This window comes from Bradyrhizobium sp. HKCCYLRH2015 (genome assembly GCF_051168215.1).
Classification (GTDB): Bacteria; Pseudomonadota; Alphaproteobacteria; order Rhizobiales; family Xanthobacteraceae; genus Bradyrhizobium.
Genome location: NZ_JBNPUO010000007.1, coordinates 62,685 through 76,233, shown reverse-complemented (window position 1 = coordinate 76,233; position 13,549 = coordinate 62,685). Strand labels below are relative to the sequence as shown.

The following is a 13,549-nucleotide window of genomic DNA, read 5'->3' as shown; positions in this document are numbered from 1 at the left end:
AGATCGGAATGACGCAGAGCCTCACTCTTCGACGTGGATCAGTCGCCAGCTTCAGTGAGATGCGCAAAGGCCTCCGCCACCGCACGATAGACCTCGCGGCGGAACGGCACCACCAAGTCCGGCACGCGCGCGAGCTGCTCCCAGCGCCAGGCGTCGAACTCGGCCGGCTGGCCGTTGCGCGGCGTCACCGGATCGATGTCGGCCTCCCGGCCGGTGAAGCGCATCGCGAACCACTTCTGGCGCTGGCCGCGAAAGCGCGCGAGCCGGTGGTTGGGATCCTCGAATGGCGGAAATTCGTAGGTCAGCCAGTCGGTCTCGGCCAGGATATCGGCGTCGCGGATGCCGGTCTCCTCCCACAGCTCGCGCCGCGCCGCCGCCTGCAGATCCTCGCCGGGGTCGACGCCGCCCTGCGGCATTTGCCATTCGAGGCCGGGAAGGACGATCTCCGGTCCGTCGTCGCGGAATCGGCGCCCCAGGAACACGAGCCCTTCGGCATTGAGCAGGGCGATCCCGACGTTCGGACGATAGGGTCTGGTCTCGGTCATCCTCGAATCCATGAGCTGTCGTTCGCATAGCAGCGCACCATGGCGGCATCGTCGCGACGCATCTGCAGAGATTCCCTGCAGCCCGTGCGCAGATGCGGACTAGCGGATGTCGGGTATCGCGTCGAGGGCGCGGGTCGTGATTCAATCGCCGGCGAGCGGAGCGAATTCCTTGACCACGCGCTCATAGACCGGTCGCTTGAAGGGCACGATCAGCCCCGGCAGGTTCTTCATCGGCTCCCAGCGCCAGCTGACGAATTCCGCCTTGTGGTGGCCGCCGCCGGGCCGCTCGACGTCGATCTCGGCATCGGACCCGGTGAAGCGCAGCGCGAACCATTTCTGGCGCTGGCCGCGATAGCGCCCCTTCCAGGCGCGGCCCGCGACCGTGCGCGGAATGTCGTAGGTCAGCCAGTCGCCGACCTCGGCCAGCTTCTCGACGGAGCGCACGCTGGTCTCTTCATACAGCTCGCGCTTGGCCGCCTCCCAGGCATCCTCGCCGGGATCGACGCCGCCCTGCGGCATCTGCCAGACATGGGTGTCGTCGACATGCTCGATCCCGCCGGCGCGGCGACCGATGAAAACCAGCCCCTCCGAATTGATCAGCATAATGCCGACGCAGGTGCGGTAAGGCAGGTCCTCGTAGCGCGTCATTCCGGTCTCGGCCTTCCTGCGGGGACCCTGCGCCTCGCTGCGCAGGCCTCACGCTGTCACGTCGCCAGTCGGGCCGGCGCACGTTCGTTCAGTTCGATTTTGATTTCAGCATCGCGGTTGTCAATGGCACCAGCAGAATGCCCTTGCGGTCGAGCCCCTTGATCCAGGTGGCGATGCGGTCGATCGAGACTGGCAGCGCCGAGGCGGTCCCGACGGCGACGCCACGTTCCTTGGCCAGGCTTTCGAGCTTGGCGAGCGCATTGTCGATCTCGACCGGGGTCGGCACCGCGTCGATGGTGACGTCGCCCTTCGCGAACGGCATCGCGAGCCCCGTGGCGAGTGACGCCGCCACGCTGCGCGGGGCTGCGCCATCGTCGAACAGGGCCAGGCCGCGCTTGGCGGCCTCGTTCACGATCGGCTGCATCGCCGCTTCCGTTGCGACGAAGCGCGCACCCATGAAGTTGCCGATGCCGACGTAACCCTGCAGCCGGCTCATGTGCCAGAACAACCGGTCGATGTTCTGGTCCGGTCCGAGTGTGGCGAGCAGCGTCTGCGGACCCGGATCGTTGTCGGGATAGTCGTAGGGCTCCATCGGGACCTGCAGCAGGATCTCGTGGCGCTGCGCCCGGGCGCGCTCGGCGAGTTTGGTCGGATCGGAGCCATAGGGCGTGAAGGCCAGGGTGACCGCGGGCGGCAGCTTCATGATCGCGTCCGCCGTCTTGGCGGCGCCGACGCCGAGACCGCCGATCACGATCGCGACGGCCGGCATGCGCGCCGCCTTGGCGCGGTCGGCCTCGGCCGCATAGGCGGTGAACGGCTTCAGCCCGTCGGCCATCACTGGGATCATGCCGTAGCGCGACTTCTCCAGCAGCCGCGGGTCGACGCCGGGCATCTGGCTCGCAGCCGGCGTGGCCGATCCAGGCTCTGCCGTCTCGCCACCGGCACCGATCGCGACCTCCTGGCGGGCGCCGCTGGAGCCGTCGATGATGGTGACCGTCTTGCGCTCGCCGCCCTCCTGCTTGGCCGCGGGGGCCGCGCCGTGGTCGGCCTTTGCGTCTGGCTTGCCATCCGGCTTGGCGGCAGCCTTGTCGTCGGCGGGCTTTGCGCCCTCGTTGATCGCGACGCGGGCGACCGGCTCGCCACCGAGTGGATTGTCGTTGAACATCGCAAAGCCGGCAAACGCGACCAGGAACAGTCCCAGCAGCATCGCAAGGGCCTGCAGGGCCGTGAAGGGAAGCCGAACGCGGCGCCTGCGACGCTTTTCCGTCTGTCCGAGCGGGGCGCTCAGTTCGTCGGCCGTCTCTGTCATCGAAATTCCCGAATCAATCGGGTCGACGATACCACGGCAGGGATTCGGACGCAGGGCCAGTGTCCGAAAGCCCGTAGATCGGCGGAGCCGCAAACGAGAAGCCGTCCAAAAAACAAAGGGCGGCCTGGAGGCCGCCCTTCAAACCCACTTCGCGTCTGTCGGCCGCCGCTCCGGCGGCGGCCTCAGTTCGCCGCCTTGGCCGGCTTGTCGGCCGCGGCCTTTTCGGTCGGCGCCGGGGTGTTGGCGCTGTTCTTGATGCCATGGAGCAGGTCGGCAGCCATTTTGAGCGCCTTGTCGTCCTTGGTGTCCGGCGGCACGTAGGACTGCGAGCCGGTCTTCTCGTCGCCGTCGTTCTTGAGATGGCCGCGCAGCGACGCCTCGCCCTTGGTGTCGGTGCGCGATTTCAGCTCATCCGGCACGTCCTGCAGCACCTCGATGTCGGGCACGATGCCCTTGGCCTGGATCGATTTGCCCGACGGCGTGTAGTAGCGCGCGGTGGTCAGCCGCAGCGCGCCGTTGCCGGCGCCGAGCGGGATGATGGTCTGCACCGAGCCCTTGCCGAACGAGCGGGTGCCGACCAGCGTCGCGCGCTTGTGGTCCTGCAGCGCGCCGGCCACGATCTCCGACGCCGACGCCGAGCCGCCATTGATCAGCACGATGACCGGCTTGCCCTTGGTGAGGTCGCCGGCATGTGCCGCGCGGCGCTGCGTCTCCTCGGCATTGCGGCCGCGGGTCGAGACGATCTCGCCGCGCTCCAGGAACGCGTCGGAGACGGTGACCGCCTCCTCGAGCAGGCCGCCCGGGTTGTTGCGCAGGTCGATGATGTAGCCCTTCAGCTTGTCACCGATCTGGTTCTGCAGGTCGGCGATGCTCTTCTTCAGGCCCTCGGTGGTCTGCTCGTTGAAGGTGGTGATGCGGATATAGGCGATGTCGTCGCTCTCGGTGCGCGAGCGCACCGAACGGACGCGGATGTTGTCGCGGGTCAGCGTCACGTCCAGCGGATTGTCGGCGCCCTTGCGCACGACCTTCAGCTTGATCTTGGTGCCGACCGGGCCGCGCATCTTCTCGACCGCCTGGTTGAGGGTCAGGCCCTGCACGGCTTCGTCGTCGAGATTGGTGATGATGTCGTTGGCCTGGATGCCTGCCTTCGAGGCCGGCGTATCGTCGATCGGCGACACCACCTTGATCAGGCCGTCTTCCATCGTCACCTCGATGCCGAGGCCGCCGAACTCGCCGCGGGTCTGCACCTGCATGTCGCGGAAGCTCTTCGCATCCATGTAGCTCGAATGCGGATCGAGGCCCGAGAGCATGCCGCTGATCGCGGACTCGACCAGCTTCGAATCGTCGGGCTTCTCGACATAATCGCTGCGCACCCGCTCGAACACGTCGCCGAACAGGTTGAGCTGGCGATAGGTATCGGCGGTCGCGGCGCGCGCCGTCGATCCCATCAACACCGCGCGCGGTTGCGAGACGAACAGGGTCAATGCCGCACCGGTGGCCGCGCTCAGGAGAATTACCGAAGTCTTACGCATCATCCGCGTACCTTTTCGCCTTCATTTGCGGCCCACCATGGGCCTGGATCGATTGGAGTGCCGTCCTTACGGAACTCGACATAGAGCACTGGTTGACTCGCGTTGGTAGCGAGAATGGAGGCAACCTGGGAGCTGTTACCCATGATCGCGACCGGCTCTCCCGTCTGAACAAACTGCCCGATGTTGACGGAAATGCGCTCCATCCCGGCGATCAGGACATGATACCCGCCACCGGCGTTGAGGATCAAGAGTTGTCCGTAGCTACGGAAGGGACCCGCATACACAACCCAGCCATCACACGGGGTTGTGACCTGAGCCCCTGGCCGGGTTGCCAGAGAAATGCCTTTATCCGAGCCGCCGGCACCGTCCGATGCGCCAAATTCGCGGATCTTGGTGCCGTTGACCGGAAACGCCAGCATGCCCTTGGTCGAGGCGAACGCGATCGCGGGCGCCTTGCGGCCTGGGTTGCGCAGCGCATTCGCGTCCGGCTTGCTGTTGACCGGCACCCCCTGCAGGCTCGCCGTCGAGGCAGCCTTGGCCGCGCTCTTGAGGTCCAGCTCCATCGTCGTGATCAGCCCCTGCAGCGAGTCGATCTGCTGGGCCAGCACGGCGGCGCGCGCGCTTTCGGCTTCCATGTCCTTTTCGGCCGAGCTCTGCTTGCGCTGGCGTTCCTCCACCAGGGCCGCGAGACGGGTCTGATCGGTGCGCAGCCTGTCGCGGTCGCCGGCGAGCTTGTCGCGTTCGCTGGCGATCGTCTTGCGGATGGCGACGAGCTCGCCGAGATCGGTCGAGAGCTTTTCGGCTCGGCTTCGCATCTCGGGGATCACCGAGCCCAGCAGCATCGCGGTCCGCAGGGATTGCAGCGCATCCTCGGGACGGACGAGCAGGGCCGGCGGGGTGCGGCGGCCGGCGCGCTGCAGTGCGGCAAGAACCTCGATGATCTCGGTCCGCCGCGTTTCCAGCGACGTCCGCAGATCCTGCTCGCGGCCGTCGAGCCCGCGCAGCCGCGTTTCGGCCTCGCCAACGCGCACTTCGACGCTCCGCACCTGCGCCGCGACGTCGATCAGTTGCTGGTTGAGCTTGCCGCGATCCTCGCCGAGCGCGGCGATGTCGGCCTTCAGCCGCTCCTGGGCCTCAGCGGCGGCCTTCTGGGCCGCGCGGGCGGCCTCGAGCTCCTGTTCGCGCTGCTTCAACTGCTCCGGGGTGGCCGGCGTCGGTGATGCCGTACCGGGGATGGATGGCCGGAGTCCGCTCTGCGCCAGCGCCGGACATCCGGAGAACACCACAACGAGCGCGATGAGCGACGCACGGCAGGACTGGCCGCCGCGGACAGATCTTGGGGAGCAGGAGAGGGGCCGCGCAGCGAACATCGAGGTCCTTATTGTGCTCCCATCGTCCCTTGTTCAAGCGCGGTGATAGGGGTGACCGGCAAGGATCGTAGCAGTACGGTAAATCTGCTCGAGCAGCAGGACGCGGACGATCTGGTGCGGCCAGGTGGCGGCGCCAAACGCAACCCCGAGCTTGGCTCTGCGCCGCAAATCGGGCGAAAGTCCGTCGGCGCCGCCGATTGCGAAGACGGCAGCCGGAATGCCTTCGTCCCGCCAGCGCCCAAGATAACCCGCAAAGGTTGTGCTGTCGACATTCCGGCCACGCTCGTCGAGGCAGACGAGCACGGACTTGTCCGGGACCGCCGCCGATATCGCGGCGGCCTCCTCGGTCATGCGTGTCGCCGCATCGCGCGCGCGGCTTTCCGGGATTTCATGGATGTCGAGGCCGCGAAAGCCGAGCTTTCGGCCGATGTCGTCGAAACGCTCGCGGTAGCGCTCCGCGAGCTCCCGCTCGGGACCCTGCTTCAACCGGCCGATGGCGACCACGATCAGGCGCATGCGCACGGACTAGCACGTGCGCGCCACGATTCGCATCCGCCGCGGCGTGGGGCCGCCTAGACCGCCTTGGCCGGGTTCGGCCCTTGAGTCCACAATCGCTCGAGATTGTAGAACTCGCGAACCTCGGGTCGGAACACGTGCACGATCACGTCGCCGGAATCGATCAGCACCCAATCGCAATTGGGCAGGCCCTCGATGTGGAGTTTCTTGGTGCCGGCTTCCTTCAGGCCCTTGGCGACGTTTTCCGCGATCGACCCGACGTGCCGGTTCGAGCGGCCCGTGGTGATGACCATGTAGTCCGAATACGCCGATTTGCCGCGAAGATCGATCGTGATCGTCTCCTCCGCCTTCATGTCTTCGAGGCGGGAGAGGATCGTGCGCAGGGTCTTGTCGGCGCCGGGTTGCGCCTGCAAGGCCGCATCTTGGGTCGACGTCTTACGCGCTGACTTGGCTGTCGCCGACTTGGTAGTCGTTGCCTTCGTCTTGGGTAAGGCCGACTGGGACAATACAGATGTGGTCAGGGACCATTCCTTTCACTGTATCGCAGGCCGAATCCAACCCGGCCTGCTGACCATACTAGGCATGTGGGGTTAATGGTTTCAACAATCCAGTACCCCGGTCGTCCGGCCCGACAGCGTCGACGCCGTCCCGCTTCGGACCGTAGCGGGGGACGGAAAGTTCCATGCATATCCGGTGCCGCGCGCGACGGGAACGCGCGGCCATTCAGAACGACTTCCAACTGCCGTCCGGGTTCCTCAGCCCCGTCGAGGACAGGCTGAGCTTCAGCCCGGTGAGGTAGACCCAGGCTGGAGCGGCGCGGTCGGCCAGACGGCTGGCTTGCGCTTCGGGAATGCGATACCGCGCCAGGGCGCGTGCGGCGGGCGCGTTCAGGGCACGGAAGCTGCGGGGCGGACGATCGACCACGGCCATCGGCACCTGGGCCGCGATGTGCTGCCACTTCTGCCAGCGATGGAACTGCGCGAGATTGTCGGCGCCCATGATCCACACGAAGCGCAGGCGGGAGGCGCGCCGGCGCAGATAATCGATCGTGTCGGCAGTGTAGCGCGTGCCGATGACGGATTCGAGACAGCTGATCTCGATGCGCGGATCGGCGGCGACCTTGCGCGCCGCTTCGGCGCGTTCGGCCAGCGCATGCAGCCCGCCATTGTTCTTGAGCGGATTGCCCGGCGTGACCAGCCACCAGACACGGTCGAGCTGCAGCCGCTTCAGCGCGAACAGGCTGATCGCGCGGTGCGCCTGGTGCGGCGGGTTGAACGAGCCGCCGAGCAGGCCGATGCGCATGCCGTCACTGTAGGGCGGCAGCGCCTGGCGGATCGCAAGACGCATGGCTGTGGCGTCGGTCACGGCTGCCCCCGCCTGCTGCTCGAGCGACTCAACCACAGGATGCGGCCGTCATGGCCGCGTCTGTCCGGTGCCGTGGATCCGGTATTTGAAGCTGGTGAGCTGCTCGACGCCGACGGGGCCGCGCGCATGGAATTTGCCCGTGGCGATGCCGATCTCAGCGCCAAAACCGAATTCGCCGCCGTCCGCGAACTGGGTCGAGGCGTTGTGCAGTACGATCGCCGAGTCGACCTCGTTGAGGAACTTGTCGGCGGCCGCATTGTCGTCGGTGACGATCGCATCGGTATGATGCGAGCCATGCGCGTGGATGTGAGCGATCGCGCCATCGACGCCGTCGACGACCCTCGCGGCGATGATGGCGTCGAGATATTCGGTGTCCCAATCCTCGTTGCTGGCCGGCTTCACCCGCGCATCCGCCGCGCGCACGGCATCGTCGCCACGCACCTCGCAGCCGGCGCCGATCAGCAGGTCGACCAGCGGCTTGATCTTGTCCTGCGAGGCGCGATCGATCAGCAAGGTCTCGGCCGCGCCGCACACGCCGGTGCGGCGCATCTTGGCGTTCAGCACGATCGACTTGGCCATCTCCAGGTCGGCGGCGCCATCGACATAGACGTGGTTCACGCCTTCGAGATGCGCGAACACCGGCACGCGCGCCTCGGCCTCGACGCGCGCGACCAGGCTCTTGCCGCCACGCGGCACGATCACGTCGACACCGCCGTTCAGGCCCGACAGCAGCAGCCCGACGGCCGCGCGGTCGCGCGTCGGCACCAGCGTGATCGCGGCCTCCGGCAGGCCCGCCTCGCGCAGGCCCTCCACCAGGCATTCATGGATGGCGCGGCAGGAGCGGAACGAGTCCGAGCCGCCGCGCAGGATCACGGCATTGCCGGACTTCAGGCAGAGCACGCCGGCGTCGGCCGCGACGTTGGGGCGGCTCTCGAAGATCACGGCGATCACGCCCAGCGGCACCCGCACGCGTTCGATGGTCATGCCGTTCGGCCGCTGCCAGCTCTCGGTGACCACGCCGACCGGATCGGCGACGCCACGTACCACGGCGATGCCGTCGGCCATCGCGGCGACGCGGGCCGGGGTCAATGTCAGGCGATCAAGGAAGGACGAGGTCATGCCGGCCGCTTTGGCGTCGGCGACGTCCTCGGCATTGGCGGCGATGATGGCGTCGGCGCGGGCGCGGATCCGCCGCTCCATCGCCTCCAGCGCGCGGTTCTTCTGCTCGGCCGGCGCCAGCGACAGCACACGCGCCGCCGCACGGGCGCGCTTGGCGAGATCGTTCATCAGCTGGGGCAGATCGGCGCTGCCGTCGATAGCCTTGAGAGGCGCGGTCATGGGCGGTTCAACCTTGAATTAAGGCTCTCCAGTAGCACGGAAAGCGGCCATTTGCGAACGTCGGCGGCGGGGCTCTAGGCCGGCCCCACGCCCGCCGGGCCGATCACCAGATCGTCGCGATGGATCATCTCCGCTCGTCCCGACACGCCGAGAATGATTGCGACGTCAGGCGAGGAGCGGCCCTTGATGCGCTCGGCGTCATCGGCGTCGTAGGCGATGAGGCCGCGGCCGATCTCGTGGGTGTCGGGCCCGCGCACCACCACCGCGTCGCCGCGGGCAAACTGTCCCTCGACCTTGATCACGCCGGCCGGCAGCAGGCTCTTGCCGGCGCGCAGGGCGTTGACCGCACCGGCGTCGATCGTCAGCGTGCCCTTCGGCTCCAGCGAGCCGGCGATCCAGCGTTTTCGCGAGGTGACCGGATTGGCCGGGGTCAGGAACCAGGTGCAGCGGCCGCCATTGGCGATCGCCGCCAGCGGATGCTCGATCTTGCCGGAGGCGATCAGCATGTGGGTGCCGCCGGTGGTCGCGATCTTCGCGGCCTCGATCTTGGTCTTCATGCCGCCGCGGGACAGTTCGGATGCCGCGCTGCCGGCCATCGCCTCGATGTCGGCGGTGATGCTCTCGACCACGGGGATCAGCCGGGCGTTGGGATCCTGCGCGGGCGGCGCGGTGTAGAGGCCGTCGATGTCCGACAGCAGCACCAGCAGGTCGGCGCTGGCCATGGTGGCGACGCGGGCGGCGAGACGGTCATTGTCCCCGTAGCGGATTTCGGCGGTGGCGACCGTATCGTTCTCGTTGATGACAGGCACCGCGCGCCATTCCAGCAGTTTGGCGATCGTCGAGCGCGCGTTGAGATAGCGGCGGCGCTCCTCGGTGTCCTGCAGGGTCACCAGGATCTGGCCGGCGCCGATGCCATGGGCGCCGAGCACCTCCGACCAGATCCGCGCCAGCGCGATCTGGCCGACCGCGGCCGCCGCCTGGCTCTCCTCCAGCTTCAATGGTCCCCGCGGCAGCTTCAGCCGGCTGCGGCCGAGCGCAATCGAGCCCGACGACACCACCAGCAGCTCGCAGCCGCGGCCATGCAGCCGGGCGATGTCGGCGGCCAGCGCCGTCAGCCAGGAGGCGCGGACTTCGCCGGCCTCGGAATCGACCAGCAGCGACGAGCCGACCTTGACGACGATGCGGCGGAAATTTTCGAGACGGGGTGCCATGGTGAATTCGGTCAAGTCAGCTGCCATGGGCGGACTCTCAAGATCGAGCGGAGCTGGCGCCACGAAAGGTGGTGCGCTCCCTTCCCCCTTGCGGGGAGGGGGCGGGGGTGGGGGTCCACACGGCAAGACCGCCGCCGGGGCACCCCCCTCCCCAACCCTCCCCCACAAGGGGGGAGGGAGTGCACCGATCTCTAGGCGATCGCTTGCAAACAACCTTGAGCGAATGCCGGTCGGCAGTCCTTCAGAGGTAAGATACGAATTTGGTGCTGCGACATATGCGCCGGGCTCAGTCCGCAGCGCAAGGTTCGGTTCGAGCCTCAGCCCTGCGGTGGCACCGGGGCCGCCCACGGCTCTTCGGTCGCGGCATTCTCGACCGCGTTCTTGGCCTTGTTGGAGACCGGCGACTCCCCAACGACGTCGGCGAGCTTGCGCAGGGCTTCCTTGACGCCTTCGCCCGTGGCGCCGGAGATCAGCAGCGGCGTCTTCTTGGCGGCGCGCTTCAGCCGGTCTCTCTGCTTCTTCAGCTCGTCCGGGTCGACCGCGTCGATCTTGTTCAGCGCGACGATCTCGATCTTGTCGGTCAGCTCGCCGCCATAGGCTTCGAGCTCGTGCCGCACGGTCTTGTAGGCCTTGCCGGCGTGCTCGCAGGTGGCATCGACCAGATGCAGCAGCACACGGCAGCGCTCGACATGGCCGAGGAAACGGTCGCCGAGGCCCGCGCCCTCATGCGCGCCCTCGATCAGGCCGGGAATGTCGGCCAGCACGAATTCGCGACCGTCGGAATTCACGACGCCGAGCTGCGGATGCAGGGTGGTGAACGGATAATCGGCGATCTTCGGCTTGGCGGCCGAGACCTTGGACAGGAAGGTCGACTTGCCGGCATTCGGCAGCCCGACCAGGCCGGCATCGGCGATCAGCTTCATGCGCAGCCAGATCCAGCGCTCCTCGCCGGGCTGGCCGGGATTGGCGTTGCGCGGCGCCCGGTTGGTCGGCGACTTGAAGTGCGCGTTGCCGAAGCCGCCATTGCCGCCCTCGGCCAGCACGAACCGTTCGCCGACCGCGGTAAAGTCGTGGATCAGCGTCTCGCGGTCCTCGTCGAAGATTTGGGTGCCGACGGGAACCTTGAGCACCACGGACTTGCCGCCGGCGCCATGGCGGTCCTTGCCCATGCCGTTCTCGCCCTTCTGGGCCTTGAAATGCTGCTGGTAGCGGTAGTCGATCAGGGTGTTGAGTCCATCGACAGCCTCGATGATCACGTCGCCGCCGCGGCCGCCATTGCCGCCGTTCGGCCCACCGAACTCGATGAACTTCTCGCGCCGGAACGCAACGCAACCGTTGCCGCCGTCGCCGGAGCGCACATAGACCTTGGCTTCATCGAGGAATTTCATGATGCGCCCTACGTAGGCGAGGCGGGTCCCCACGGCAACCGCGGAATGGGTTTAATTCGGCCCGAAGCCTTAATTTCGAGCGGTAAAGCCGCGCTGCGCACGACTTGGACAAGCGTTGCGCAGGGGTTGCGGCAGGGCTGCGTCACGCTTTCGGCGGAAGGGCTGGAGCCACCGCGGTCGGGCTGATAAGGCAGCCTCGTCATGAGCGTGCTGTCCCGAATCTCCACCGCCAACGATGAGCGCTCGGCGCGGCTCGCCGGCATCGGCCTGATGCTGCTGTCGATCGCGATGTTCTCGTTCGGCGATGCCTTGGGCAAGTTCCTGGTCTCGACCTATGCCGTCGGCCAGCTGCTGTGGCTGCGCGCCTGTGCGGCCCTGCTCTTGCTCGCACCGTTCATCTGGCGCAACCGCGCCGCGTTCCTGCAGCTCGAGCGTCCCTGGCTGCAGCTGGTGCGCGTGATCCTGTCGACGTTGGAGGTGGCGGCGTTCTTCCTCGCCACCGTCTATCTGCCGCTCGCCGACGTCATCACCTACTATCTCGCCGGCCCCATCTTCGTCACCGCGCTGTCTGCGCTGGTGCTGCGCGAGCATGTCGGCTGGCGGCGCTGGACCGCGATCCTGATCGGCTTCTGCGGCGTGCTGATCGCGCTGCGGCCCTCGGCGCAGACCTTCAGCCTGCCGGCCTTGATCGCGCTCGGCGGCAGTCTGTCGTTCGCGGTGCTGATGCTGATCACGCGTTCGCTGCGCTCGACGCCCGACATCGTGATGGCGTCGTCGCAGTTCGTCGGGACCTTCCTGCTCGGCGCCGCGATGTCCTCGTTCGGCTGGGTGACGCCGACACCCGGCAGCCTGGTGCTGTTCGCCGCCGCCGGTCTCATCTCGGTGACCGCTCTCTTCTGCGTCAACCGCTCGCTGAAGCTGGCCCCGGCTTCGGTCGTCGTGCCTTATCAGTACACGATGATCGTCTGGGCCGTGCTGTTCGGCTTCGTCGTGTTCGGCGATGTGCCGCACCCGGCGACCATCATCGGCGCCATCATCATCATCGGCGCGGGGCTGTACATCTACTTGCGCGAACGCAGCCTGGGGCAGGGACAGGGTGCGGTGAATCCCCCGGTGTAGCGGCGTTCACCGCCGTCGTCCCGGCCTCGAGCCGGGACCCAGACTCCGTGCGGCCTGTGGTGGAGAAGGCTATGGCTCCAGCGTGATCCCACCACCGATTTCGGTGGCTATGGGTCCCGGCTCGAGGCCGGGACGACACGAGTGATGGAGCGGTCGCCTCGGCTAAATCCGCCGCCCCGCATTGGCCCAGGCCTTCAGCGACGACCAGACCCCCCGGGTCAGGCGGAAGGCGTCGACCGGGGCGGAGGAGCCGATCACCTCGAAGCGGTGCAGCTCGACGCCGGTCCATTGGAAGCCGCACTTTTCGAGGATGTTGCGCGAGGCTGGGTTGCTGACGCGGGCGTGCCCGATCAGCACATTGTCCTCGCTCGTCTCGAAGAAATGGTCGATCGCGGCGCGCGCGGCTTCGGTGCCGAAGCCGCGGCCCCGATGCGCAACGCCGAGCCAGTAGCCGAGCTCGGCGCGGCCTGTTGCTGGTCGATTGATCCCGACCATCCCGATCGGCGTATCGAGGTGCTCGATCAGGAAGGCGGTCTCACCCGTCTGCTCCAGCCCGCGAACGAAGCGAGCGGCATCGACCTCCGAATAGGGATGCGGCAGGCGGCGGGTATTCTCGGCGATAACACGGTCGTCGGCGAGCCGGGCGATGGCTGTCACGTCCGCGAGCACCGGCGCCCGCAGCGTCAGCCGGGGGGTCTCGAGGACGCAAGGTCTCGCCTCGCGCAAGGTGGGGGTGGTGATGTCCTGCAGCATGTCGGGCTCCATCGACGCTTCGGGATCAGTTTCGGATCAGCGAAAATGAAAAGGGGAGGCCGGTTGTCCCGCCTCCCCTGGAGCCATCTGGCGCTCCGCCGGTTCATCAGGACCCGGCGGACGCGTATCGTTCCACCGTATTCTATTCAGCAGCCTCGGCGGCTACCGGACGCACCGAAATGAACGTGCGGTTAGCGCGAGCATGGAATTCGACGACGCCGTCGATTTTCGCGAAGATCGTGTGATCCGTGCCCATGCCGACGTTGAGGCCGGGATGCCAGGTCGTGCCGCGCTGACGCGCAATGATGTTGCCGGGAATCACGCGCTCGCCGCCGAACGCCTTGATGCCGAGGCGCTTGCCCTTGGAGTCGCGTCCGTTGCGGGATGAACCGCCTGCCTTTTTGTGAGCCATCGCTCGTCTCCGATCTCTTGCGATCACCTTTAGCGCGATTCCG

Annotated in this window: 14 protein-coding genes; 1 reads left to right on the top strand and 13 read right to left on the bottom strand. The window is 67.2% G+C overall.

Translation table 11 applies throughout. From position 1 onward, the window contains the following. Positions 1-38: 38 nt before the first annotated feature. The 11 genes from ACQR1H_RS19165 to obgE form a co-directional block, all read right to left on the bottom strand. The gene (locus ACQR1H_RS19165) at positions 39-545 is read right to left on the bottom strand and encodes an RNA pyrophosphohydrolase (protein ID WP_316180337.1); all 507 of its coding nucleotides are present in this window, start codon (positions 543-545) and stop codon (positions 39-41) included. A gap of 141 nt (positions 546-686) precedes the next feature. After that, the gene (locus ACQR1H_RS19160) at positions 687-1,193 is read right to left on the bottom strand and encodes an RNA pyrophosphohydrolase (RefSeq protein ID WP_316215527.1); all 507 of its coding nucleotides are present in this window, start codon (positions 1,191-1,193) and stop codon (positions 687-689) included. A gap of 88 nt (positions 1,194-1,281) precedes the next feature. Continuing rightward, entirely contained in the window at positions 1,282-2,502 is a 1,221-nt protein-coding gene (locus ACQR1H_RS19155; RefSeq protein WP_434900067.1) for a divergent polysaccharide deacetylase family protein, read from the bottom strand. A gap of 182 nt (positions 2,503-2,684) precedes the next feature. Then, positions 2,685-4,037, bottom strand: coding sequence for a S41 family peptidase (locus tag ACQR1H_RS19150; protein ID WP_315715943.1), 1,353 nt, complete (start codon positions 4,035-4,037; stop codon positions 2,685-2,687). Then, a complete protein-coding gene (locus ACQR1H_RS19145; RefSeq protein WP_434908038.1) occupies positions 4,034-5,404 on the bottom strand; it encodes a murein hydrolase activator EnvC family protein in 1,371 nt (456 codons plus the stop codon). Before ACQR1H_RS19145 ends, ACQR1H_RS19150 begins: the two co-directional genes overlap by 4 nt. A gap of 33 nt (positions 5,405-5,437) precedes the next feature. Next, positions 5,438-5,920: a 23S rRNA (pseudouridine(1915)-N(3))-methyltransferase RlmH gene (gene rlmH / locus ACQR1H_RS19140; protein ID WP_315800684.1), complete on the bottom strand. Its 483-nt coding sequence runs from the start codon at positions 5,918-5,920 to the stop codon at positions 5,438-5,440. Between the two features lie 56 nt (positions 5,921-5,976). Further along, positions 5,977-6,333, bottom strand: a complete 357-nt coding sequence (rsfS, locus tag ACQR1H_RS19135) for a ribosome silencing factor (RefSeq protein WP_315800683.1) — start codon at positions 6,331-6,333, stop codon at positions 5,977-5,979. A gap of 310 nt (positions 6,334-6,643) precedes the next feature. Further along, entirely contained in the window at positions 6,644-7,267 is a 624-nt protein-coding gene (locus ACQR1H_RS19130; RefSeq protein ID WP_315800924.1) for a nicotinate-nucleotide adenylyltransferase, read from the bottom strand. Between the two features lie 66 nt (positions 7,268-7,333). Next, entirely contained in the window at positions 7,334-8,623 is a 1,290-nt protein-coding gene (locus tag ACQR1H_RS19125; RefSeq protein ID WP_316238517.1) for a glutamate-5-semialdehyde dehydrogenase, read from the bottom strand. Between the two features lie 74 nt (positions 8,624-8,697). Continuing rightward, the gene (gene proB, locus ACQR1H_RS19120; protein ID WP_315800923.1) at positions 8,698-9,834 is read right to left on the bottom strand and encodes a glutamate 5-kinase; all 1,137 of its coding nucleotides are present in this window, start codon (positions 9,832-9,834) and stop codon (positions 8,698-8,700) included. Between the two features lie 317 nt (positions 9,835-10,151). Beyond that, positions 10,152-11,222: a GTPase ObgE gene (obgE, locus tag ACQR1H_RS19115; protein ID WP_315800681.1), complete on the bottom strand. Its 1,071-nt coding sequence runs from the start codon at positions 11,220-11,222 to the stop codon at positions 10,152-10,154. A gap of 201 nt (positions 11,223-11,423) precedes the next feature. On the opposite strand from obgE, the gene ACQR1H_RS19110 reads away from it, so the two are divergent. Beyond that, positions 11,424-12,341 carry a DMT family transporter gene (locus ACQR1H_RS19110; RefSeq protein ID WP_315800680.1) on the top strand — a complete coding sequence of 306 codons (918 nt, stop codon included), beginning with the start codon at positions 11,424-11,426 and terminating at the stop codon, positions 12,339-12,341. 162 nt (positions 12,342-12,503) lie between these two features. On the opposite strand, the gene ACQR1H_RS19105 is transcribed toward ACQR1H_RS19110, so the two are convergent. Next, positions 12,504-13,094, bottom strand: a complete 591-nt coding sequence (locus ACQR1H_RS19105) for a GNAT family N-acetyltransferase (RefSeq protein ID WP_434888017.1) — start codon at positions 13,092-13,094, stop codon at positions 12,504-12,506. 142 nt (positions 13,095-13,236) lie between these two features. Continuing rightward, positions 13,237-13,506: a 50S ribosomal protein L27 gene (rpmA, locus tag ACQR1H_RS19100; protein WP_315715952.1), complete on the bottom strand. Its 270-nt coding sequence runs from the start codon at positions 13,504-13,506 to the stop codon at positions 13,237-13,239. Positions 13,507-13,549: the final 43 nt, after the last annotated feature.